This is a genomic window from Thermodesulfatator autotrophicus (assembly GCF_001642325.1).
GTDB lineage: Bacteria > Desulfobacterota > Thermodesulfobacteria > Thermodesulfobacteriales > Thermodesulfatatoraceae > Thermodesulfatator > Thermodesulfatator autotrophicus.
The window spans coordinates 26,182-49,727 of the sequence record NZ_LSFI01000006.1 but is presented as its reverse complement, the minus strand read 5'-3'; the positions used below and the strand labels follow the sequence as shown (position 1 = coordinate 49,727).

Below are 23,546 nucleotides of genomic sequence, written 5' to 3'. Positions count from 1 at the left end.
GGAGATGCCTATGTGGAACATAATAAAACCTGGAATGTCACCCAAAGAAATAGTTAAGACTTTACGTGATTTTGACGGTGTACTTTTTACTTCAACTGGCATGCGAGACGCCGGTCAATCTGATTATAAAAACCGTCACCGTATTTATGACCTGGCTACCCTTGCCCCTTATTACGAAGAAATGGGGCTTTTCAGTACCGAATGTCATGGTGGTGCGCGCTGGCACGTAGGCATAATGAACCGTCGTGAAGACCCCTTTGAAGAAATACGCATCCTTCGCGAGAAAATGCCTTCAGTAATGCTTCAAACCCTCATCAGGGAAACTAACCTCTGGGGATATCGTCCGTATCCCAAAAACGTTATTGAATATGTTGTGGCCCGGGTAGATATTGATGTCTGGCGCTGTTTTTCTTTCTTAAACGATATTCGCAACATGCGCTCAGTGGCAGAAATTGTCATGAAAAGGGGCCGCCTTTTCCAGCCGGCTATATCTTTCACCCAGGCCGATTGGACTACTGATAATTACTATCTTTCCGTGGTGGACGAGATAGTTGACCTTTGTGGCGGGACTGACGAAATCGTCCTTTGTATCAAAGATATGGCCGGTGTTGGTAGCCCCAAGCGTATTTCCCAGTTAATTGATGCTATTAAGCAGAAATATACGGACCTGGTTATCCATTATCATCGCCATTCAACAGACGGCTTACCATTGCCAGCTTATCTGGCAGCGGTGCAGGCTGGAGCCAAAATCATAGACGTTCAGGAAGATTCCCTTTGTCGTTTTTACGGCCAGCCACCTATTCTGGCGGCGCAGGCCTATCTTGAAGAAGCCGGCATTAAAGTGCATTTAAACCGCAAGGCTGCGGAAGAGGCCGTCCAAAAAGTGCGTGAATGGATTAACCAGTACGCCTGGGCCGAGAGCCCCTTTAAAGGGCTTGACCACAACGTCACCAAACACAAAATGCCAGGAGGAGCCTTCCCTAGCTCCTTTGAGCAAGCGGAAAAAGGTGGTTTCTTACACCTAATGCCCCAGATTCTCAAAGTTATGTCCCTTTACAACCGCATAGTCAAATACTTTGACGTTACTCCTGGTTCCCAAATCACCTGGGTTACCTGCTCTGGTATGGTCAATAAATATGCCAAGGAACGTGGCCTCAAGGGAGTAGAGCATCTTATTAAGTTGCTTACCAAGTTTGTGGAAGAAGTTGATCAGGACTTTGACCGCATGGAGCCCTGGGAACAGGAAGAGCTTTTGCAGCTTTTCAGAAACGCTCCCGGGGACTTTAAAAACCTGATTCTTGGCAAATATGGTCGTTTACCCCAGGGCTGGCCGGCTGATTGGGTTTACCAGAGCGCCTTTGGTGACGAGTGGGAAGAAAAAATTAAAGAACGCTCAGATAAATCTCCTCTTGAAGCCCTCCCCCCTGACGATTTAGAAAAGCTTCGCCAGGAACTGGAAAAAAAGATAGAGAGAAAACCCACTGAGGAAGAATTCATTCTTTATCTTATGCATCCCAAAGATGCCGTAGAATACATAAAATTCCGTGACGAATACGGTCAGGCTCCTTTGGTGCTTCCTACCAATGTATGGCGAGAAGGCCTTAAAAAACCCGGAGATAAAGTGGAATTTGAGCTTGACGGCAAACCTTATGCTATTGAGCTTGTCTCTATTGGAGCTGAACACGAAGGCCTGATTCACGTGGTGATGAAGGTAAATAACAAGACCAGGGTTTATACGGTAGAAACTCCTAGAGCCAAAAAGAAGGAAGTGAAGAAGGCCTCTGGCCCCAACCAGATTGGCGCTCCCATTAGTGGAAACGTCTGGCGGATCGGAAATCCTGAAAGAGGAACTATCAAAGAAGGAGATATCGTCCATAAAGGAGAAGAGGTAGCTAACATAGAAGCTATGAAGATGGAAAACGCCGTGTTAGCACCTTTTGATGCTCAAATTGTAGCTATTCACGTGAAGGTAAACGATACCGTTGAAGAAGGGCAGCTTATGTTTGAGTTAAAACCCCTGGAGGATCAGGCAAGATAAAAAAAAGACAATAAAAAAGGCGGGGACTACCCCGCCTTTTTTATTTATTGAGCCTTTTTAGCCGCCTTTAGAAACCCTAACCAGTCAAGCATTTGCTGGAGATTCTTGTTGAGATACCAGCGACCATTGGCAAAGGCACCATAGTCTGCTCCAGCCATAGCCGAAGCGTAACGGGTAGAGTTGGCGTAGAAGAGCCATTGCTCAACCCACATTTTTTCAATGGCTTCGTCAAAGATACTTGAAGGCAACCCTTTAGCCACTCCGGCATTCCAGGCTTCAAGCAGGATTAAAGTAGCGGCCAGGGTCTGTTTATTGGTGGTTTCTATGGATTTATCCAGTTTGGCAAAGTGGCCTTCTACCCAGTCTTCAGCATGGCAGGCGAGACATACTTTCTTCATGGTAGCGCGGCGTTTGGCCATCTCTTCCTTAGAAATCAGATAGCCTTCTACAGGTTCTCCGGTTAACTCTGTAGGAAGAGGTAGCCCGGCTTTGTTTTTGATCTTGGTGGTGTCAGGGTCTTTGGGCTGAGGATGAGCATAAATCAGCCCAAAAATCCTCCAAGCCAGGCGATCATTCATCTGGTGTGTACGTTTGACAATGATATTCCCGTCAGCATCAACCAGTTGGCTAATATGACAGGCAGCACACGTGGGAGCTGTAAAGTCTTTGCCTACTGTCCAGTTATTGGGTTTGAAGTTCCATTCGTGATTTTTAGAGGAAAAGATATTTCCATGTTTGCTCACCATGTAAACTTTGTAGCCAGGAACGTCCGGGCCTTTGTGGCATTCAGAGCAGGTATAAGGCTTGCGGGCTACTTCTATAGAGAAACCATGACGAGGATGACAGGAAGTACAGGATCCCATTGAGCCGTCCGGATTTATACGGCCAACACCATTGTTCGGCCAGCCAGCTAGGTCAACAAACTCCATTTCTCCAAAGTCGGTATCACGTACCACCTTGCCTTTTACCTCTACTTTGGTGCCATGACAGTGGAGACAGGCGTCAGCTTTGGTTAAATTACTGGTTTTTTCATAAATAAGTTTTCCTTCTTTAAAGGACTGCGGACCAAGAGAAGCCTCCACTAAACCGTGGTAAACAGGGTTTCCTAAAAGGTTATTATAGGCATGGGACATTTTATTTTTTTGATATTGGGCTACCTCATGGGGATGACAGGTAGCACAGTCACGCGGGGTAACTACTTTGTGTACCTTAAAACCATTATGGTCAAAGGTATCTTTGTGGGCTCCATGGTTCTGGGTATGACACTCAGCACAACCAACTACTACCCCTGCAAACTTTTTAGGTACCTGTACGTTGTACTTTTTAGAAAGGATATCTCCTGGAAGTATTTGGGCGTGAACACTCTTTTTCCAGTCAGCTACTATCCCGGGAGTTACTGATTCGTGGCAGGAAAGACAGGTTTCAGTGGCCTCACTTATTTTTGCCCACGAGGTACTAAATCCCAAAATAGCCCAAAAAGCTAGAAACAAAGGCACTAACCTAACCATAATCCCCCCTCCTCTTTTAAAGTTTTGGGGGCCTTACCGCCCCCAAAATTTTATTCCACCTCAACTACTATTTCAGAAGTATTGACTAAAAGAGGTTTGTATTCAAACTCAGGTAGCTTAAAAAATTCTCCCACAGAACTTGGCACCTGGGAGTAAAATAGATTGGCTTTAATGGTCAAAGGCCCTTTAGCGTCTTTAGGAATAGTAAATACGTAGTTTTCTATTTTGGTTTCGCGAGGACCAATGCGATAATCCACCAGATCATTGCTAGCAGTGTACCACTGGCAAATGGTCATGCGGCCTTTGGGGTCAAAGAAAGGCCTGCGGAAAATACGAGCACCAGCCGGGACATTTCCATCTCTCTTAAGGCCTTTGAAATTGGGAATCTCCATGATTTCACCAATGGCGAAATAGGCATAGGCATTGGGGTCTGCGATGGTGTATTCTTCACCTTTAAAGCCTTTGGGCTGAACAGGAATGTGCCAGCTTTTACCGTTGGCATCAATTACCCACACTTCCAACCAGAGCATCCTTTCTTCCGAAGAACCAGAAGGAATCATATGCCCTACTTTGCCGTTAAAAAGGACAGCCTTAATTTTCAAAGTATCGCCGGGACGCAATTTTTTGCGATTAGCGTAAAGGGCAATATCTACTGCTCCAGCTAACTTTTCAGTTGAGTGGGAACCCTGAAAAACATGATGGGCAATATCGGCTCTTTCTGCCCCCATTCTAGCTGCTTTGCCAGGGGCTCTATACATGTGACAGTCCTGGCAAACAACGCCTTCTTTAGCGTAAGGACCAGCTTTCCACTCACGATAGGTTTCTTTAACCCAGGCACCATAGGGGCTTGCTTCATCGTGACAGGTGGCACAAAACTCAGCTGAACGGAGAAAATCAGATTGGGCTACTTTGTGCCCCTTAGGTTTAGCATCAGCACGAGGGCCTTGTTTTACCCGCCCAGGTTCAATAGTGTAGCTGAAGTTGAAAGGCTCCTTTTCCGTTGAGCCAGTGATATTATGGCAGATTTCACAGGAGACACCTTCATTAGCCCTGGTACCTGCTTCAGCTGTTTTAGGTGGAATATCCCCTGTTAGAAAGGCTAAAGGAGCGTGACAGGCTATACAGCCACCTTTTACCCCCGCAACTTTAGGCTCTTTTAAAGCATGCGGAAGAGCAAGCTTAAAATATTCCACCTGGTCCCATTCATGGGTAAAAGATTTGGCCATTAAAGATTCCTGCCACTCTTTGTAAATTTCCCGGTGGCAAGCTCCACACTTTTGAGGTTTTTTAAAGTCTCCATACTTAAATTTACCCATTTCAGCAGCCATGGTTTGAGAAACCAGTAAAAGAAAGCTGGCTACTATTAATAAAACTCTCATAATCCCCTCCCTTTTTGTGATTTAGTTTATAGGATTAAAAGCTGATTTAGGTGCTCCACATACCGGACAAGTCCAGTCTTCTGGAAGATCTTCAAACGCTGTTCCAGGTGCAATGCCCCTTGAAGAATCTCCTTCGTTGGGATCATACACATAACCACACACTGAACATTGATACTTTTTCATCTTTCTCCCCCTTATTTGATAGCTTTTAAGATTTTTTGTTCTTCTCTGGTATTTACTGGGGCTTCCTTTTGATATGCAATGACAAAGGAGGGGACCCCCCTCCTTATAGATATTATTAATTTTCAGGTTTCCAGACTTCCCAAACTTTGCCAGCCAGAGAAGGAGCAGGCTTAAGAGTGGGCTTGCCAGGGGTCCAACCAGCCGGACAAGCCTCACCAGCATGGTCACGTACATATTGAAAGGCCTGAATCTGACGGATAAGTTCGTTTACATTGCGACCTACAGGGGCGTTCAAAACCTCAATGGCCTGAATTACGCCATCTGGGTCAATTATAAAACGGCCTCTCAGGTTAAGACCTAAATCAGGATCATAAACTCCATAAAGCTGACCCATCTTGCCACCTTTATCCCACAATAAGGGGAAGGGTACTGGTTCACCAATCATCTTGGAAAGTTCAGTTTCGTCCCATACCTTGTGAGAGAAAACCGTATCAACGCTAGCAGCAAGCACTTCGGTGTTTAAGTCTTTGAGCTCTTGATAGCGGACCGCTATCGAAGAAATTTCAGTAGGTCAGACAAAGGTAAAATCAGCAGGATAAAAGCAAAGAACAACCCATTTGCCCTGATAATCAGAAAGCTTAATGTTTTTTACTTCTCCTTTTACATAGGCCTGGGCCTCAAAATCAGGGGCCTTCATGCCAGGTCTCAAACACATAATTTAACCTCCTTTTCTTTTTAGTTTTTTTATTTTTTTAGAATTATTTTAAGCTTATGTCAATAGCACTTTTTAGAAAAGTCTAATTAAAAAATAAGTACAAGTTTTTTAAGAGCAAGGCTTCAAAGCAATTTTATTTGGGAGGAGTTAGGGCTACTAAAAGATCTCCAGGGCTGGGGTTAGGACGATAATCGGTGGTATAGACTTTTATTTTCTTGCGGTCTTCGGTTATTAAAAATAGAGGGATAAAATCGCCACTAAAACAGGCAAAAGCGTCTTCCATGGAATATTTTTCGGTAATTTTTATCTTGCGTATTACATAGCCTTTTCTATAACGGTATTCAAAAAACTGGTAGTCTATTTCTTCACCAAAAAGGATTCGTCCTCTTTTAGGAGCACTTATCCGTAAGCAGCCAATATTCTTTTGAAGTGGGGGAAGCTGATAGACCTCTTTATAGCCGAAGACTTCGGCAAAATGAACTACGGCCAAAGAGTTTACTTCATCATTGCCAGTTAAGGCGAAAAGCTTTCCTATGCCCTCAAATTCTATTTCTTCCAGCACGCAATCTGAAAAAACGCTGGCGTAGAAATGAGGGAGGCCTTCCTGTTCGGCTAACTTTATGTGAAACCAGTTAGTATCTACCAATAAAACTTCAAATCCTTCTTCATGAATTTTGCGGGCCATTTCCCTTGCCCAGTCATGGGCTCCCACAAAGAGCACTCCTTGAGGGTCTGGCTGAGAAACTTTTAAAAAGTTGGCTAAAGGTTTTAAAAAGAAGCTGTTTATCACTACCGTTCCCATTATTACTAAAAAAACAAGGCTTACTAATTTATCCGCCTGGGGGAAGCCATATTCACTCAAGTGAATAGCAAAAAGAGAGGAAACAGCCGCAGCGATTATTCCTCGTGGAGAGACTGCTGATAAAAACAGTTTTTCCCTTAGAGAAAGGCCTGATTTTATAGTGGAACAAAATACCGCAATGGGTCTAACCAGAAAAATTATAGCCAGAAGAAATAAAAGTTCTTTCCATCCATATTGATTTAAAAATTCCGGTTTGAGACGGGCCACCAGAATGATGAAAAGATTGGCTAATAAAGGTATAGCTAAGTTTTCTTTGAATTGGGCTACGTGGGTTATGGAAATAACATTCTGGTTAGCTAAAAGTATTCCCATTACCGTGGCGGTTAAGAGCCCGGATTCTGGCTGTAAAAAATTTGAAAAGGTAAAACCCACCATTAAAATCATTAAAAAGAAGGGAACTTCTAAAGACTCTGGCAAAAAATAGCGCTTAACAAAAAATTGGAGCAATTTCACCAAAATAAAGCCCACAGTTAAGCCCACTATAACTATTTTGATTAGAGGAATAAAAAGAGATAAACCTGAGGCCTGATGCATAATAGCCTCAAAGACCAGTACCGCTGCAATTGCACCTAATGGGTCTATTAAAATGCTTTCCCATTTAAGGATAGGGCCTAAAGGTTTTTTAGGGCGGGTATGACAAAGAAGAGGGGCTACCACGGTAGGGCCACTTACGATAAGAATAGCCCCTACTAAAAAGGCCAGGTCTAATGGTAGGCCCAGAAGTAAATAGACTAAAAGACTGGTAAGCACCCAGGTAATTACTGCCCCTATAGAAACGAGATTAATTACCACTGAGGCCTTGGCTTTTATGTCCTTTACTTTTAGACGCAGGCTTCCTTCAAACAAAATTATGGCAATAGAGGCTGAAACTATTGGAGCTAAAAAATTCCCTAAAAGGGCGTCAGGATTTAAAAAGCCCGTGAATGGGCCCAAAAATAGACCGGCTACCAAAAAAAGTAAGATAGAGGGAAGCTTAAGCAGCCAGGCTAACCACTGACACAAAATACCTAAAGCGATAATGGCTGATAAATAAAGAAGTAAGTTTTGTTCCATTTAGCGGCGCAAAGTAGCTTTAAGCCTCAAAGGATTTAATAATAGCTCCAGCGCATCGTTTATATCCTTGACTAAAATGTCGGCGGCAAGAAAGGCCTCTTTGGATAGGCCTTCTTCCATCAATACGGCTATGCCCAGCCTGGCTTCAGCCAGCATTAAGGCATCATTGCTGCCATTTCCTATAGCACAGACATTAGTGGCTCGCAGTTCTTCCACGTATTTTAACTTTAATTCATCATGGGGTTCATCAGGAGGTAAAATATGGAGCTGGCAATTTACATCTATAAGCGCTTTTCTGGCTTTCCCAAAGGTATCCGCCGTAATTACATGGACTTCAAGATTTTTGCCCAGTTCAAATAACTTTTCTTTAACTCCTGTTTTAATACGTCCGTCAACAGAGAGAGTGCCGTTGAAATCTAGAACTAAGTGTTTGATTTCCAATAGTCCTGTTCTTGGAATCTCTATCTTAAGCATTTTTTACTCCTAGAATTCCAGTTTTTTAATCCTGGCGGCATGACACTGAATGTTTACAGCCACGGGAAGACTGGCAATGTGAGTTGGAAAGGTTTCAACGTGTACAGCAAGGGCGGTGATCTTGCCGCCAAAACCAAGGGGACCTATTCCTAGAGTGTTGATTTCTGCCAAAAGCTCTTTTTCTAGTTCGGCTATTTTTTTCTCAGGATGAGGCTCACCTAAGGGCCTTGTAAGGGCCTTTTTAGCGAGATAAGCTGCTTTTTCAAAGGTGCCACCAAGGCCTACCCCCACCGTAATTGGAGGGCAGGGGTTAGGCCCGGCGTTTTTGACCACCTCTTTTACGAATTCTTTCACTCCCAGAAGCCCGGCCGAGGGGGGAAGCATCTTTAGAGCGCTCATATTTTCACTGCCACAGCCCTTGGGAAAAACTGTTATTTTGAGTTTATCTCCAGGAACTATCTCAAGATGAATAACCGCTGGCGTATTGGTGCCGGTATTCTGGCGTGTTATAGGGTCAGCCACAGATTTACGCAAAAGCCCCTTTTCATAACCTTTGGCTACTCCCTGGTTTATAGCTTCATATAGCCCCTTTACTTTTACTTCTTCGCCGAGTTCTACAAATATTACAGCTATGCCGGTATCCTGGCATATTGGTAAATTTTCTTCCTGGGCCAGGCGGGCATTTTCAAGCAGGATATCAAAAACTTTTTTCCCGAGGGGAGAAGGTTCTTCCTTTTGGGCTTTTTGAAAAACTTCCCAAACCCTGTTAGGTAAAATCTTACAGGCTTCTTCAACTGCTTGAGCCACTTTAGCAACTATTTCTTCCGTTCTTACCTGTTTCATAAAACTTGAATTACCACAAAAACAGGGACAGGCAAAATTTGAAAGTTCTCTGATTTTAGTTTAAGAAAAAGTTATGAAAATCTTAGAGGTAAAAACAGGTAAGCCCTACAAAATATTAATTGAAGGTGGCCTTTTAACCGAAGTTCCTGAAGATTTGAAAAAACTTAATCTTGGCTACCGTTATGCCCTTATCTCTGACAGCCAGGTAGCAGAACTCTTAGGGGAAGATCTCCTTTGCCTCCTAAAAGAGGCCGGGCTTTCAGCTGAGCTTTTTATCTTTCCGGCAGGAGAAGCCTCAAAAAATATGGACACCGTGGTTAGCCTGGCCCGCGAGATGATAAGAGCAGGCTTTGACCGCAAATGTGCGGTTATTGCCCTTGGTGGAGGAGTCACTGGAGACCTGGCCGGCTTTCTTGCTTCTATCTATCTACGCGGAGTGCCTTATGTGCAAATCCCAACAAGTCTTCTGGCCCAGGTGGATAGCTCTGTGGGCGGAAAAACCGGCGTGGATCTCCCTGAAGGGAAAAATCTCCTTGGCACTTTCTACCAGCCGTGGCGAGTTTACATTGACTACGGTGTGCTTAGCACCCTTCCCTTTGAACACCTTAAAAACGGCCTGGCCGAAGTGGCTAAATACGGCTGTATCTCAAGCCCTGAGCTTTTTGAATTCCTGGAACAAAATAGCCAGAAGTTACTTAATTATGACGCCGAAAGCCTTGAGCACATTATTTATGAAAGTTGCCGCATTAAGGCAGAAGTGGTCTCACGTGATGAAAAAGAAGGAGGCTTAAGGCGTATCTTAAACTTTGGTCATACCCTTGGCCACGCCATTGAAGCGGCGGCGAATTACCAGATACTCCACGGTCTTTGCGTAAGCATTGGTATGGTGGCGGCAGCCCTTCTTTCAGAAAAGCTTGGTGTGGCGGAAGAAAAAATAAGCCCAAGGCTTGTCAAACTCCTTGAGGCCTTAGGCCTACCCACCCGCATACCCCAGGAGCTTGAGACAGAAGAAATTCTTTCTTTCCTGCGAGCGGATAAGAAAGTCTGGAAAGGGAAACTAATTTTTGTTTTACTAAAAAAACTGGGAATACCTGTTTTTTACGAAGAGCCGCCTAAGGAATTGCTAAAAGAAATCGTAGAAGAATTAAAGGCCAAATAAGCGCCTTCTTAAGTGCCCAACCCTTACCTGGGCGGCACTCTGAACAACCTCTACGAACTCCTGCCATACCGGGCTTTTAAGTTTTTCTTGTAACCCAGCAACTATAGGAGGAAGCGGTTCATCAGGGCTTTTTACGTATGAAACTTGGGGCGGTTCAAGGCGTCCCTGACGAAAAAGTTCAAGGGGTATTACTTCTAAATCGTCTGATATCAGTATTAATTTGGCCCCATAAGTGTGGATAAGTTCCAGGCGATCAATAACCCAGCCTCCGGTGTTAAAAACTTTAGTCCAGGGTTTAAAGGGCTTAAATTTATCAAGTCTGGCAAAGGGTTTGTGGGTATGGCCAAAAACGAATTGAAATTGATAAGTAGAAAGCTCTTCTTCATCAACGGGCAGGGCTTTTTTGATCTCATGCAAAATAGGGCCTTCTATGAACCAGCGTAATTCTTTTTCAGTTTTTCCAGCGAGGATTGTTTTTTCCATTTGACGTTCTGGTAAAAAGTTTTCTCTTAAAAATTTCGCCACAGCTTTTTCAATAAGATCGTCTTCCCATCTTTCGGGAATAAAAGGCAGGTCAAATTTTTCGGCTAGGGCTCTGGCCAAATTGGCAATAAGGTCTTTAAAAGTAGCTGGAACCAAAAGCATTTCATAAATCCTTTCTATTTTGGTGCCCACTTTGCCAGAACGCCCCATGGTGGACCAGAAAAAATCAATCCAGGCGAAGTTTTCTTTTTCTATTTCATTCAAAGTTTCAGGTTCTTTTTCTTCAGGGAAAAGGGCGACCTTGAGTTTGCTCATAAGGCGGTAGATAGATTCAAGCAGGTGGCCGTGGTGTAAGCAGACTATTCTTTTTTCCTCGTTGCTAATAAGGCCAAATACCGGATAAAGTATTTTTACTTTGACTTCTTGAAGGGCTGGGTAGCGGTTAACTAACTTTTGCAAAAAGGGAGAAGGTACAAAGTGATAATCCTTTTCGGGAAAAACTGTGGAGATATGCCAGGGTTCTGGTAAAAAATCCCCGGGAGACTTTTTTCTTTCAACAAAATTACTATATTGTATCTCGCGGGCAGTTTCCCATAAGTGATGGTCGTGGTTTCCGGGAACATAAACTATGCCAGAAAATAAATGGCGTTTAATGAAAAACTCTTCAATAAGCCTTTCAAAGGCCATGGCAGCCTGGTGCACCCCGGCCAGCGCCATTTCCAGGCCGTCGCCTATTATGACTAATTCTGGCTTGGCAGAGTTATTCCTTAAAAGTTCTTCAAGTCCCTGGCCAAGCTTTTTAAGCACCGGGGAAGGTTGAAGGGGGCCTTCTTCCGCTACCCCTGGTTTAAGGTTAGTCAAAAGGCTATCTTCTTCACCCAGATGTAAGTCAGAAAGGACAACGTATTTAATGGAAGACATAAAAGCCTCCTTATATTGCTGGGAGCGCAAAACAGATGACTATGTTGATTGGCCATGGCAAACTATCATTGTAGTGCCCCACTCTATTATTGCGAGCCCTCTTTGTCATTGCGAATCCTCTTTGTCATTGCGAGCGAAGCGAAGCAATCTCTTTCGCGAGGCGCATTGTGGGATTATGACGGCTCGCATGACTTTTGTTATTAAAAACTTATATCATAAATTTTTTAGAGGCTAATAATCAGGAAAAATGGAAAAAATTGAAATAATCTCAATAAAAGACTTAAAACCTTTAGCCGAAGACTTAAAGCGCATTTATCTTGAGGCTTACCGGGAGGACTATATTTACGCTTACAGGGACCCATCGCGGGTAAAGCGATATCTAAAATGGCTTATGAAGCATGCTGATGGAGGCTTTTGGGTAGCCTTTGTTAATGGGAAACCAGCTGGCTTCATTGTAGTCCAACCTGACTGCCGCTTTCACGGCAAGGTAGTTCCGGAGATACATGAACTGGTAGTTGACCCGGTTTACCAGGGGCAGGGTTTAGGTAAACTTTTGATGCAAAAAGCCCTGGAGTTTTTAAAAAAACGAGGTTTTAAGCGAGTGGCTCTCTGGGTGGGAGAAAAAAATGAAGACGCCCGCCGTTTTTATGAAAAACTGGGTTTTAAGGTGACGGACCGCCAGGGTGCCTGGCTTCGTATGGAGAAAGAGCTTGAAGACAAAGCTTATGACCAGATATCAAGCAAAGAATCAAGCACCAAAAAGGCCTCAACTACATCTACCAATTCTATGATTTCTTCAGGGGTATGACAGCGAGAAAGATCCCCTGGACCAAAAACAACCGGTTCAACCCCTGCGGCATATAGGTGGGCGGCATCAGTCCAGCTTGGCATGCCAGAAAGTTCTGGCTCTTCTTTTAAAGCATGGCGATAGGCCTCACACATCTTTTCCACAATGGGTGATTCCGTAGGAATAGCAAAGGGTTCAGAAATATCTTTTACTACATAATGGACATTCGGAATTTCATCTAAAATTTGCTTAATTTCATTGATAACATCCTGTGTTTCCTGGCCTGGTAGGACGCGAAAGTCTATCTCCACGATACACTGGTCAGGCACCCTGAGTTCTCCATCTCCGCCGGTAAATCTTTCCACGTTAAAGCCGCCCGGCCCCACCAAGGGGTGTTCGGTGTAAAGAAAAGAAAGCCTTTTTAGTTTGCCTATAAGGTCTATGGCTCGTTCAATGGCGTTTTCACCGTGGGGGATACAGCTACCGTGAACAGCTTTTCCTTTGACTCGTATTTCAAACTCTACAGAACCACCCTCAGCAATGGCTATTTTTAAATCTGTAGGCTCTAGCACTACGGCATAGGGCGGAAGGTTGGCCTCTCTGGCAAGGATGGCTGAACCCTGGCCTTCTCTTTCTTCGTCCACCACAAAGGCAAAGGTAGCAGGAATAGGTTTCCCCTGTTTGAGCCTTTCTTCAAGAAGCATAAGCATTATGGCCACGCCAGCCTTGTCATCACATACGCCCAAGCCTTCCAGGTGATCTTCTCCCATGCGAGGAGGAAAAATCCCAAGCCAGGGGGGTACAGTGTCCACGTGAGTGGTAATAAGTAACTTGTTTTCTGGAGATTCGTTAACAATGATGTTCCAGAAACGGTCAGGCACTTCTTGTTTGCGTAAAGGAATATTTAGCTGTGAAAGCCTTCCCCAGAGATACTCAAGAATAGCCCGCTCCTCACCACTTGGGCTGGGAATTGACGCCAGGGTAAAAATGAGTTCTTTGAAACGGTTTTTTAAGTCCATGGGAGAATTAAAATCCCTCCGTGAACCCTTGTCAAATTCTGGGAAAAGGGTTAATTTAGTTTTCGTGCGCGCCCGTAGCTCAACCGGATAGAGCGTTGGACTACGAATCCAGAGGCTGGAGGTTCGAGTCCTCCCGGGCGCGCCAAAATCAATCATTCCTCTGATTATAACTTCAAGCTTAGTAACTAAATCTTGTTATGTGGCAGAATTTAAGAGCCTCTCTCTTTAGAGAGAACTCTAAAACATTAGTTTTTTTACAATTTAAGGAAAGAGATTGCTTCGCCATTTTGTGGCTCGCAATGACAATCCATTGTCACTGCGAGGAGGCCGAAAGGCCGACGAAGCAGTCTCAGTAAAATATTTTGCAAGGGTCTCATTAGAGTTACCTTGCAGTGCAAGGATGAATTATTATGAACGAAATAGAATATTTCTACATCCTGGCTTGGTAGGGCCCCTTAACAGCAACTCCTTGTTTAAGGTACTCAAGCTTGGTCATTAATTATTATTGAGTTAAGTCTTGCCTGCTGGGGCACAAATCTTTTACTACGCACCGGTTACAAAGAGGTTTTTTGGCTTTACATATTTTGCGGCCATGGGCCTGGAAGACGTAAGCAATCTGACCCCATTCCTCCCTGGGGATTAAGGCCATGAGGTCCTGTTCTATTTTGTCAGGGTTCTTTTCTTTGCTGAACCCGAGCCTTTGGGCCAAACGCCTAACATGGGTGTCAACAGGAATTCCTTCTACTACACCGTATGCATTGGATAACACAATATTAGCTGTTTTCCTGGCCACTCCAGGAAGCTTGAGCATATCTTCCATGGTACGCGGAACTTCTCCGCCAAAGTTTTCAATAATTAAGCGGGCGCACTCTTTAATGTATTTGGCTTTTTGCTGGTAAAAGCCCGTAGGCCTTATATCTTCAGCCAGTTCTTCTAACGGGGCCTCGGCATAATCTTTAGCAGAGCGATATTTCTTAAAGAGTTCAGCGGTGACCTGGTTTACCCTTTCGTCAGTGCACTGGGCAGAAAGTATAGTGGCTATTAAAAGTTCCAGTGGATTGCTGAATTTTAAGGCTATTTTAGCTTCGGGATAAGCATCCTTAAGCCGTTTTAATATTTCTTTAAGGCGCTTTTTTTCTTCCTCGCTTAATTTTGGGGGTTGATACTTATTTTTCTTGGCCATTAATCACTCCCGAGAAAAGGCCTTGTTCTCATTTTTATTTCGTCAATAAGAGAAGAAATCTTTTCTTCATCATGGAGATCTTTTTGCCAGTCTTTAAAAGGCTCCATATCGAGAGTTTTTTCCGCTATAGGAAGAGCCTTATCTTTAATCAGCTTGCTGCTAAGGGTAGGTCTTATGGTTTCACTTAACACAAAAAAAGATATGAGCCGACGAAAGACATTGAGGTCATACGTATCCATGGGTTTCCCTGCTTGTTGGCAGGACTCGCAGGCCTGATAAAGGTGTTTTAAGCGTTCAAGAAGGGGGATTTTGATCTGCGACTGGACCATTTCATCTAGCTTGGTATATTCCCAGGCAATATCTGCGTATTCTTTAAGGGTAAAATCCCTCATCATCAGCGTTTCACGGAACCATTCTGAAAATTTTGTTTTGAGATAATCTACCAGAGTCATAAAATCTAACTGTTCCCGGTGGAAGTCCAGCTCTTCTTGAGGAAGACAGGCAATCTCGGCAATTTGCGTTAATTTAAAGGTTCCAGTGTAAATATGAAGGAGAGCTGCAAGATAATGGAAGTTAGAAAAGATAATGCGTTTACCCATAATAGTGGCTCTAGGCGGACGATTATGATAGCGATTAAGGGCTTCTTCTATCCATTTTGCAGCCAAAAAGGTGTTAGCCATGATTAAAAAATATCACAAGGAAGCCTTATCCCCAAGTAGGCGAAAATTACTTTTAATAGCTTTGCTGTATTTTGCCGAAGGGTTGCCTTTTGGTTTCATTTACGTAAGTCTTCCCGTTTTCTTGCGTACCGAAGGGCTAGATTTGGTTAAAATAGGCCTTCTTTCTCTGGCAGGCCTGGCCTGGACGGCTAAGCCCCTTTGGGCGCCTTTGGTGGATATTTGGGGGCGTAAATACTACTGGATGATAATAGCCCTTTTAGGGCTCATGGTTTCCGTGCTAGGCCTTACTTTTTTACCGCTTAACAGCCCCTTTTATCTAGCTTTGGTGTTTTTAGCCTGCTTTTTCTCTGCCACTCTGGATATAGCTATTGATGGATATACTATTGAAATGGTTTCCCCTAAAGAGATGGGGCCAGTCAATGGGGTGAGGGTGGCTTCTTATCGGGTGGCTTTAATTTTTTCTGGTGGAGCCCTGGTAGCATTGAGTGATTTTTTAGGGTTTAAACTTTCTTTTGTTCTTTTAGTCCTGTGTTTTTTATTTTTGGCCTTATTAATTCTCGGAACCAAGGATTTTCATAGCGCAAGCCCGCAGAGGGACACCAAGAGTATCAGAGAAGCATATTTTAACCCTTTGCGTGAACTTTTAAGTCGTTCAGGAGCTCTTTGGCTAATTCCCTTTGTTTTACTTTTCAAGGTAGGTGACGCCATGATGGGGGCCATGATATACCCCTTTTGGGTGGATAGGGGTTTTTCACGCGCTGAAATTGGTCTTATTTCAGGCACTTTGGGGACAGTTTTTAGTATTTCTGGTTCTTTTATTGGTGGCTTCTGGATTAAGTCTCTGGGAATTAGGCGTGCCCTCTGGCTTTTTGCGGCCTTACAAGCTCTTTCTAATCTGGGATACGCCTATGCCGCTTTGCCAGGTAAGGGTAAAGTAGAAGTTTATGCTGCCTCTATAATTGAAAGCTTTACCGGAGGCCTGGGCACGGCTGCTTTTCTTGCCTTTTTGATGGGTCTCTGCCGTCGGGATATGAGCGCCAGCCAGTACGCTCTTTTATCTACTCTTTTTAGTTTCAGTCGTTCGGTAGCTGGTGCTTTGAGCGGCTTTGGCGCTGAACACTTTGGCTACGCCACGTTTTTCTTTTACACTTTTTGGGCAGCTTTGCCAGCTTTTCTCCTTATTCCTAAAGTGGGAGGTTTGATTTCTGAAAAATAAGTTCACAATTTTTCAGAAAAATTTAACAAAAATTTTGACGATAGTTTAGTTTTTTGCTAGAATTAAAGATTACAATTTGCATCCTGGAGGAAAATATGGAAGACAAAACTGTTGCCCCTAACAAAGTAATTACTTTGAGCTATCAGCTCGAAATTGAAGGCAAAGAAACACCGGCTTGGTTTGCCAGGCCTATGAGGGTTAGCTTCCTGCTTGGCCGTGATCCTCTTATGCCTATTATTGAGCAGGCCATTGTTGGTGCTAAAGAGGGCGAAGAAATTACCGTTACTATCCCGCCTGAGCAGGCTTACGGGCCTTATGATAAAAATCTTGTTCAGGAGATTTCCCTTGACCAGCTCAAAAATCCAGACCAGGTAAAAGAAGGCGAGTATTATCAGGAAGTTACTCCCACCGGCCGTCAGTTAATGTTTTTGGTTCTGGCCAAGAAAGACGGCAAAGTAGTGGCTGATTTTAACCACCCTGCAGCTGGACATAACGTTATTATGAAAATCAAGATAGACGAAGTACGCGAAGCCACTGCCATGGATTTTGCAGCTTGTGATATGCGCAACTGTGGGAGCGGCTGAAGCTGCTAAAATAAGGTGAGTTTCACCTTGATAACTTAAAAAGCCCCGCCCAAGCGGGGCTTTTTGTTTTTTGGCCTCGATTTATCTTCAATATTAAAAGTATCTGTCCTTTAGACTGCGTCGTCGGCCTTTCTCACAGTAACAATAGAGGGACAACAAAGGGAATATTATTGCATGCGAAAGTTCAGGAACTTTACATCATCCTGCGATGGAATTATGTTTGCAGGTTAAACATCATGTTAGAATCTTCTTATATCTTGGAAAATTCCTGATGAAGAAAGATACTTCCGGTATATTTGCTGAAATAGCCCTAAAGGTAAATCAAAAAATGCTAGAGAAGCTCCTCCTAGAACTCCCCCTGGAATATAACCGGGAGGAAATCCTAACTTTTTAACCCCCATGCCCCTGTGAGGCACAACGAAGGCATGAGAAGCGTGGCGTGGTGAGGCTCCCTGGCCTGTCCCCTTAAGATTGCGGCGGTTTTTATTGCCCTGCCATACCTTGGCCTTTCGCCAAGAATTGTAGAAATTGTCGTCTTTTCTCTATGTATTAGTGCTGGAGTAGCCTTTGCCCTGGCTTTTGGTCTGGGCGGTAAAAAAGTAGCTGAAGAAGTTTTGAGAAAGCTTATTAAAGAATAAATTTTTAGGGCGGGATATCCCGCCCTTTGATTATTTAAGCACCCTTTAAAAGGGATTCTATCTTGTTTCCACCTGCCTTTTTAGGAGTAGGATCAAACATTACCGAGGGTTGATACCTAACTGGCTGCGGAAACAGGTTCATAAGCTGGTAAATTTCAGAAGGCATATCCGTACGCACAGGAAGCCCAAGTTTTTTGGCTTCCTCATAAGTTATAGGATAATCATGGGTCCAGCGACCTTGAGACATAATTTCTGCCAGTTCTTCTACCTTTTCTGGAGGATATTTATCTGAAAGCAGTTCTTTCAGCTGTTCTTTCATCTGTTTTAAGGCCTTTTCCGAAACATCCGCCAGAATCAAAGTCTGGTCATCAATTTTGTCCACAGGTTTTTCCTTTTTTACCTTAACGATAGACGCTGCCGGATACTGCCCAAGTTGCGGGTCAACCGGACCCAACACTGCATGTTCGTCCATGACGATTTCGTCAGCGGCAAGGGCTATCAAAGTACCGCCACTCATGGCGTAATGTGGTACAAACACGGTGGTCTTGGCCTTATGACGTTTTAGAGCCTTGGCTATTTGCAAAGATGCCAGCACTAAGCCACCCGGCGTGTGAAGAATCAGATCAATGGGGACATCCGGGTCTGTCATGTGAATAGCCCGAATTACCTGCTCAGAATCGTTAATGTCTATGTAGCGCATTACCGGAAAACCAAAAAAGCTCATGGTCTCCTGACGGTGAACCAAAAGAATTACCCGGGAATTCCTCTGCTTTTCAATCTTTTCAATCATGCGCTGGCGAGCAGCCTCTAAAAAGCGCTGCCGCATCAAAGGTTGAAGCGTCATCAAAATGAAAAAAATCCAGAAAATGTCAAAACCTGTCATCTTACACCTCCTAACGATTAGTTTTTTGTTGATAAAGGGCTAAAACACCCCAGGGTTTGTATTCATCAGCAAAGTAATGGCACTTCCGCTGGCAGAACAACCGGTGAAGCAGTAGCCCGGCTACAAATCCTCCGGCATGGGCCCACCAGGCCACCCCTCCTACAATCTCTCCGTGCACCACTGAAAGGGTCCCTGAGAAGACCTGGAGGAAAAACCACCAAGCCAGGTAAAAGACCGCTGGCAGCTCAAAGAAGAACGGGAAAATGAAGATAGGTATCATTACGATAACTCTGGCCAGAGGGAATAAAGCGTAATAAGCCCCAAGCACACCTGAGATAGCCCCTGAAGCCCCAATGGTGGGCACGGTGGAGCCAGGATGAAAGTAAATATGGGTAAAAGAAGCCGCCAGGCCGCACAATATATAAAAAACTAGAAACCTGAGGCTGCCCATACGGTCTTCCACGTTGTCACCGAAAATCCAGAGCGTCCACATATTGCCAAACAGGTGAATCCAGCTTCCGTGGAGAAAAAGTGAGGTGAAAAGGGCTAGATACTTGAGACCTGGACCTACGTCTTCCAGACCACCAGTGTAACGGGCTGGCACCACCCCCAGATAAAAAACCAGTTGCTGTAGGAGCTCTTTGGGTAGCGCCACTTCCACCAGAAAAACCGCTACATTTACCGCTATCAAAAAATAAGTAGCAAGCGGCACCCCGCGTCTAGGGGCATCGTCCTGGATAGGAAACATATTCTGCCTCCTTTATTTTGTTGCCTGAAAAAATGGGGACAGTTATGTTTGTGTCAAGATGAATATTCTTGAGGTGAGTGCCTTAAACATTTTTTATAGCAAGTCAAGGATACCGGTGGTGGAAGAAGTCTCTTTTTTCCTACCAGCGGGAAAGACCCTGGCCCTGGTGGGGGAATCGGGTTGCGGCAAAAGCCTAACCGGGCTTGCTATTATGCGCCTTTTACCTACAGGCCTTGAGATAACCGGCGGGCAAATTCATTTTGAGAATAAAAATCTCCTTGAACTTTCTCCTGAAGAGATGCGCCGTGTGCGTGGCGGAAAGATTGCCATGATTTTTCAGGACCCTATGGTAAGCCTTAACCCAGTTTTCACCGTGGGCACGCAAATTGCCGAAGTTCTTGAGCTCCATCGGGGTCTTGGCCGACAGAAGGCCCTGGCTGAAGCCGAAAGGCTCCTTGCTGAGGTGGGCCTTCCAGCCCCCAAAGCAAGGCTTAAGGCGTATCCCCACGAGCTTTCAGGAGGGATGCGCCAGCGGGTGATGATAGCCATGGCCCTGGCTGGAAATCCCAAAGTACTTATTGCCGACGAGCCTACCACTGCCCTTGATGTTACCATTCAGGCCCAGATACTTGCCCTCCTTGCTTCTTTGAAAGAGAAGCATAATCTTTCGGTGCTTCTCATTTCGCATGACCTGGGCGTGGTGGCCACTCTGGCTGATTTGGTAGCGGTGATGTACGCCGGCCGTCTGGTGGAAAAGGCTCCCTGTGAAGAACTATTCTCAAAGCCTCTTCACCCTTACACCCGGGCCCTTCTTGAGGTTTTGCCACGCCCTGAAAAGAAAAGCTTAAAACCACTTCCCGGGCAGGTGCCACCACCAGGAGCAAGGCCTGCGGGATGCAAGTTTTCTGACCGGTGTCCCTCAGCCCAGAAGAAGTGCTTTGAAAAAGAACCTCCCTGGCAGGAAGTTTTTCCCAGGCACTGGGTGAGGTGTTTTTATGTCAGTGATGCTTGAGTTTCGTAAGGTATCCAAAGTTTATTATTTACGTCGTGGCTTTTTAGCCCCTAAAAAGCCCTTTTATGCCCTGCGTAACATTGACCTTGCTGTTCACGAAAACGAAGTTCTGGGCATTCTGGGGGAGTCAGGTTGTGGAAAAAGCACGCTGGCTCGCCTGGCCCTTGGTCTTGAAACTCCTGAAGAAGGAGAAGTCCTCCTTGAGGGAATAAATTTTTCAGCCCTTTCTGAGAAAGAGCGCCGCAAACTTCGCCGTAAGATTCAAATCGTCTTTCAGGACCCTTACGCTTCTCTTAATCCCCGCAAAAAAATCTACGACCTTTTAGCTGAACCTTTAATTATCCATCAGCTTGTACCTAAAAAAGACTTGCGGGCCAGAGTAGGTGCAATGTTAACCAAAGTAGGCCTAAGAGAAGAAGACATGGAGCGATACCCACATCAATTTAGCGGGGGGCAGCGCCAGCGCATAGCCATAGCCCGGGCCCTTATTCTGTCTCCCAGGGTGCTCGTGCTTGACGAGCCCACTTCAGCGCTTGATGTTTCGGTGCAGGCTCAGATACTTGAATTGCTTAGAGAATTCAAAGAAAAAAGCAAATTGACTTATGTGTTTATTTCTCACGATTTGCCCTTGGTGCTCTTTTTAAGTAACCGGGTGGCGGTGATGTACCTTGGCCGGGTGGTGGAAATTTCGCCGGCAGAATCTTTTATGGCGAGACCCCATCATCCCTACACCAAGATGCTTCTTGAATCCGTGCCCGAGCCAGACCCTTACAAACGCAAACTACCCAAGGTGAAAGGCGAGCCTCCTGACCCTACCCTTGAATTTTCTGGCTGTCCCTTCTTCCCTCGCTGTGAAAAGGCCTTATCTTCTTGTGAAAAGGAAGTTCCCGGGCTCAGAGAAATCTCTAAAGGGCACCTAGTGGCATGTCACTCTCTATGATTCGTATAGACGGCTCTTACGGAGAAGGCGGAGGGCAAATACTTCGCACTTCTCTTACGCTTTCGCTACTTACAGGAAAGGCCTTTGAGCTGGTGAATATTCGCGCCAGAAGGCCAAAGCCAGGCCTAAGGCCCCAGCACTTAACCTGTATTAAGGCGGCGCAGAAAATTTCAGGCGCAGAGGTTGAAGGGGCAAGGGTAGGTTCACTTTACCTGGCTTTCAAGCCCGGGAAAGTAAAGGCTGGTTCTTACCAGTTTGATATTGGCACGGCAGGTTCCACAGCCCTTGTTTTTCAGACGGTAGGCCTTGCCCTAGCCATGGCTGGCACTGCCAAGCTTTTATTGAAAGGCGGCACTCATGTGCCCCATGCTCCGTGTTTTCATTATCTGGCCGAAGTTTACGGGCCGGTGCTTGAGGCTCTTGGCTTTTCTTTTGTTTTTGAACTGAGGCGCTACGGTTTTTACCCCGCTGGTGGCGGTGAAGTGGTGATAAAAATAAACTCTTACCAACCAGTTAAAGAGCCCTTGGTGCTAAAAGGGCCTTACCAGCGCAAGAGGGTGAAAGTCCTTTCCATTGTAACAGAAGACCTCCCTTCTCACATTCGCACGCGCCAGGCCAAGGCGGCCTCAGAGCTTCTTGTAAAGCAAGGCTTTGAACCCATAGTCCTGCTAGAGAAAGCAAAAGCTAAAAGCCCCGGAACAGTGGTTTTTCTGGCCTATCCGGAAGGTGAAAAAAGGGCTGGCTTTTTTGCCCTGGGTAAAAAGGGAAAACCTGCTGAAAAGGTAGCTGAAGAGGCGGTTTTAGCTTTCTTTGACTTTTACCGCACAGGTAAGGCCGTTGACCCTTATCTTTCTGACCAACTCCTCTTACCCCTTGCCCTTACGGGTGTGCCCTTTTATTTTGACTCTTCTCGCCTTACCAGACATTTTTTTACTAACCTCTGGGTGATAAGGCACTTTCTGCCGGGATTTATACCTGAAGTTAAGGGAGACCTTGATACTCCCGGTGAAGTAACTCATCTTTTAGGGTAAGACTATGTTTGAAGAAGAGCTTAAAAAGCAAAAAGAGCTTTTGCGCGAAATTTACGAAGCTCTGCGTCCTCTCCGCAGGGTTAAGCTTTCTGACCTGGAAAACGCCCTGGAACAGGGAAAAGTTCTTTTTATTGAGGGACTAAAGGAACCAGCTTTTCGCTTCAAGCGAGAGTTTCGTGGTTTCCCTGCAGGCACAGTAATTGGCTCTGGTTTTCTTATGCCAGGCTTTCCCAGTATTCCCAGGGTTTTTGTGCTTGAAACCGGCATTCCTCGCTATATTTCCGGCCCTTTTTACGCCGAGGAAAAGATAGAAGGCTATAACGTAAGGCTTGCCAGAGTTTTTGGCGAGATAAAGGCCTTTACCCGCCGTGGTTATGTTTGCCCTTTTGCCACTGACCGCTGGCCCGACTTTTTACCAAGGCTTCCCGAGTTTTTTGATAAATACCCACATTTTGTTGTTTGCTGCGAAGTGGCTGGCCCTGAGAATCCTTTTGTTTCAGAATGGCCACCTTACCTAAAAGAAGACGTGGCTTACTTTGTTTTTGACGTGTTTGACCTAGAAAAGCAAAAGTTTCTACCACCAGAAAGAAAATATGAGCTTTTGCGAGAATACGAGTTCAGGACCCCGGAAATAAAAGGGCCTTTTAATCCACAGAAGCTTGAGTCCCTTAAAGAATTAATCCTTCGCTACGACGAAGAAGGCCGTGAAGGAGTAGTTTTAAAGCCAGCTTCTTTTAAAGAAGGCCGGGTTATCAAATACGTTACCTCTTCTTCAAATGTTTCTGACCTGCGCGTGGCTTATCCTTACATTGGCGAGCTAGACGCCAGCTACATAGTCCATCGTCTGGTGCGTATGACTATAACCCGCTGGGAACTTAACCAGCCCTTTGATGAGAAGTTTTACCACTCTTTAGGCGAGGCGCTTTTTGGAGAGATGAAAGAACTCCTGGACAAAGTGGCCCGCGGTGAGCCAGTGGAAGAAGTTTTTAGAGTGCGTTTGCGCCGCAGGGAAGCGCTTGATGCCCTTTTAGCTCATTTTCGTACGGCCCAGGTGCGCATTGAAATTCGCCGTGAAGAATGGAAAGATGGCTATCTGCACGTGGAGTTTGCCAAGATTTATCCCAAAGCTACGTCTTTTTGGGTCGGGAAGCTCCAGGGCCTTGCTCAGATAGACTGATCAAAATCAGTCTTGATGCGAAAATTCTCT

Annotated in this window: 23 protein-coding genes and 1 tRNA gene; 11 read left to right on the top strand and 13 right to left on the bottom strand. The window is 45.0% G+C overall.

Annotation, left to right across the window (positions count from 1 at the left end; translation table 11 throughout):
* The first annotated feature begins 10 nt into the window (after positions 1-10).
* On the top strand, positions 11-2,038 hold the full coding sequence (locus TH606_RS02110) for a biotin/lipoyl-containing protein (protein WP_068541049.1): 2,028 nt from the start codon (positions 11-13) through the stop codon (positions 2,036-2,038).
* Between the two features lie 44 nt (positions 2,039-2,082).
* Here the strand turns inward: TH606_RS02110 and TH606_RS02105 are convergent, their stop codons facing one another.
* The 7 genes from TH606_RS02105 to TH606_RS02070 all read right to left on the bottom strand — a co-directional run bounded on the left by TH606_RS02105 (position 2,083) and on the right by TH606_RS02070 (position 9,055).
* Complete coding sequence (locus tag TH606_RS02105; RefSeq protein ID WP_068541048.1) at positions 2,083-3,546, bottom strand: multiheme c-type cytochrome; 1,464 nt, start codon at positions 3,544-3,546, stop codon at positions 2,083-2,085.
* Positions 3,547-3,596: 50 nt separating this feature from the next.
* Positions 3,597-4,925: a multiheme c-type cytochrome gene (locus tag TH606_RS02100; protein WP_068541047.1), complete on the bottom strand. Its 1,329-nt coding sequence runs from the start codon at positions 4,923-4,925 to the stop codon at positions 3,597-3,599.
* Positions 4,926-4,946: 21 nt separating this feature from the next.
* The gene (gene rd, locus TH606_RS02095; RefSeq protein ID WP_068541046.1) at positions 4,947-5,108 is read right to left on the bottom strand and encodes a rubredoxin; all 162 of its coding nucleotides are present in this window, start codon (positions 5,106-5,108) and stop codon (positions 4,947-4,949) included.
* A 115-nt stretch (positions 5,109-5,223) separates the two neighbouring features.
* On the bottom strand, positions 5,224-5,823 hold the full coding sequence (gene prxU, locus TH606_RS02090) for a thioredoxin-dependent peroxiredoxin (RefSeq protein ID WP_157627839.1): 600 nt from the start codon (positions 5,821-5,823) through the stop codon (positions 5,224-5,226).
* 133 nt (positions 5,824-5,956) lie between these two features.
* Entirely contained in the window at positions 5,957-7,738 is a 1,782-nt protein-coding gene (locus tag TH606_RS02080; RefSeq protein ID WP_068541043.1) for a cation:proton antiporter, read from the bottom strand.
* Positions 7,739-8,212: an HAD family hydrolase gene (locus tag TH606_RS02075; protein WP_068541042.1), complete on the bottom strand. Its 474-nt coding sequence runs from the start codon at positions 8,210-8,212 to the stop codon at positions 7,739-7,741.
* A 9-nt stretch (positions 8,213-8,221) separates the two neighbouring features.
* Positions 8,222-9,055, bottom strand: coding sequence for a fumarate hydratase (locus TH606_RS02070; RefSeq protein WP_068541041.1), 834 nt, complete (start codon positions 9,053-9,055; stop codon positions 8,222-8,224).
* A 73-nt stretch (positions 9,056-9,128) separates the two neighbouring features.
* Between TH606_RS02070 and aroB the strand changes: the two genes are divergently transcribed.
* Positions 9,129-10,214, top strand: coding sequence for a 3-dehydroquinate synthase (gene aroB / locus TH606_RS02065; protein WP_068541040.1), 1,086 nt, complete (start codon positions 9,129-9,131; stop codon positions 10,212-10,214).
* Here the strand turns inward: aroB and TH606_RS02060 are convergent.
* Positions 10,200-11,618: a metallophosphoesterase gene (locus tag TH606_RS02060; RefSeq protein WP_068541039.1), complete on the bottom strand. Its 1,419-nt coding sequence runs from the start codon at positions 11,616-11,618 to the stop codon at positions 10,200-10,202. The genes aroB and TH606_RS02060 overlap by 15 nt on opposite strands.
* A 247-nt stretch (positions 11,619-11,865) precedes the next feature.
* On the opposite strand from TH606_RS02060, the gene TH606_RS02055 reads away from it, so the two are divergent.
* Positions 11,866-12,426, top strand: coding sequence for a GNAT family N-acetyltransferase (locus tag TH606_RS02055; RefSeq protein ID WP_068541038.1), 561 nt, complete (start codon positions 11,866-11,868; stop codon positions 12,424-12,426).
* On the opposite strand, the gene TH606_RS02050 is transcribed toward TH606_RS02055, so the two are convergent.
* On the bottom strand, positions 12,342-13,424 hold the full coding sequence (locus TH606_RS02050) for a M20 family metallopeptidase (protein WP_068541037.1): 1,083 nt from the start codon (positions 13,422-13,424) through the stop codon (positions 12,342-12,344). The two genes, TH606_RS02055 and TH606_RS02050, sit on opposite strands and share 85 nt — an antisense overlap.
* A 68-nt stretch (positions 13,425-13,492) precedes the next feature.
* Between TH606_RS02050 and TH606_RS02045 the strand changes: the two genes are divergently transcribed.
* Positions 13,493-13,569: transfer RNA gene (locus TH606_RS02045), tRNA-Arg, on the top strand.
* A gap of 357 nt (positions 13,570-13,926) precedes the next feature.
* Here TH606_RS02045 and nth read toward each other — a convergent pair.
* Entirely contained in the window at positions 13,927-14,607 is a 681-nt protein-coding gene (gene nth, locus TH606_RS02040) for an endonuclease III (protein ID WP_068541036.1), read from the bottom strand.
* The gene (locus tag TH606_RS02035) at positions 14,607-15,287 is read right to left on the bottom strand and encodes a hypothetical protein (protein WP_068541035.1); all 681 of its coding nucleotides are present in this window, start codon (positions 15,285-15,287) and stop codon (positions 14,607-14,609) included. The genes nth and TH606_RS02035 overlap by 1 nt, the downstream gene beginning before the upstream one ends.
* On the opposite strand from TH606_RS02035, the gene TH606_RS02030 reads away from it, so the two are divergent.
* The 3 genes from TH606_RS02030 to TH606_RS11975 all read left to right on the top strand — a co-directional run bounded on the left by TH606_RS02030 (position 15,286) and on the right by TH606_RS11975 (position 17,481).
* Positions 15,286-16,503, top strand: a complete 1,218-nt coding sequence (locus TH606_RS02030; RefSeq protein ID WP_068541034.1) for an MFS transporter — start codon at positions 15,286-15,288, stop codon at positions 16,501-16,503. The two genes, TH606_RS02035 and TH606_RS02030, sit on opposite strands and share 2 nt — an antisense overlap.
* A 95-nt stretch (positions 16,504-16,598) precedes the next feature.
* Complete coding sequence (locus TH606_RS02025; protein ID WP_068541033.1) at positions 16,599-17,087, top strand: FKBP-type peptidyl-prolyl cis-trans isomerase; 489 nt, start codon at positions 16,599-16,601, stop codon at positions 17,085-17,087.
* Between the two features lie 271 nt (positions 17,088-17,358).
* Positions 17,359-17,481 carry a hypothetical protein gene (locus tag TH606_RS11975; RefSeq protein WP_269451039.1) on the top strand — a complete coding sequence of 41 codons (123 nt, stop codon included), beginning with the start codon at positions 17,359-17,361 and terminating at the stop codon, positions 17,479-17,481.
* A 278-nt stretch (positions 17,482-17,759) separates the two neighbouring features.
* Here TH606_RS11975 and TH606_RS02020 read toward each other — a convergent pair whose 3' ends face one another.
* Both TH606_RS02020 and TH606_RS02015 read right to left on the bottom strand, forming a co-directional pair.
* A complete protein-coding gene (locus TH606_RS02020) occupies positions 17,760-18,608 on the bottom strand; it encodes an SDH family Clp fold serine proteinase (RefSeq protein ID WP_068541032.1) in 849 nt (282 codons plus the stop codon).
* Between the two features lie 10 nt (positions 18,609-18,618).
* Positions 18,619-19,356 carry a rhomboid family intramembrane serine protease gene (locus TH606_RS02015; RefSeq protein ID WP_068541031.1) on the bottom strand — a complete coding sequence of 246 codons (738 nt, stop codon included), beginning with the start codon at positions 19,354-19,356 and terminating at the stop codon, positions 18,619-18,621.
* A 58-nt stretch (positions 19,357-19,414) separates the two neighbouring features.
* Between TH606_RS02015 and TH606_RS02010 the strand changes: the two genes are divergently transcribed.
* The 4 genes from TH606_RS02010 to TH606_RS01995 are packed head-to-tail and all read left to right on the top strand — an operon-like array spanning position 19,415 to position 23,516.
* Positions 19,415-20,368, top strand: coding sequence for an ABC transporter ATP-binding protein (locus TH606_RS02010; RefSeq protein ID WP_068541030.1), 954 nt, complete (start codon positions 19,415-19,417; stop codon positions 20,366-20,368).
* Positions 20,352-21,308 (top strand): ABC transporter ATP-binding protein, encoded by a 957-nt coding sequence (locus TH606_RS02005; RefSeq protein WP_068541029.1) that lies wholly within the window; start codon positions 20,352-20,354, stop codon positions 21,306-21,308. Before TH606_RS02010 ends, TH606_RS02005 begins: the two co-directional genes overlap by 17 nt.
* The gene (rtcA, locus tag TH606_RS02000) at positions 21,293-22,339 is read left to right on the top strand and encodes an RNA 3'-terminal phosphate cyclase (protein ID WP_082863465.1); all 1,047 of its coding nucleotides are present in this window, start codon (positions 21,293-21,295) and stop codon (positions 22,337-22,339) included. Before TH606_RS02005 ends, rtcA begins: the two co-directional genes overlap by 16 nt.
* Before the next feature lie 4 nt (positions 22,340-22,343).
* A complete protein-coding gene (locus TH606_RS01995) occupies positions 22,344-23,516 on the top strand; it encodes an RNA ligase (protein WP_068541027.1) in 1,173 nt (390 codons plus the stop codon).
* Positions 23,517-23,546 lie beyond the last annotated feature (30 nt).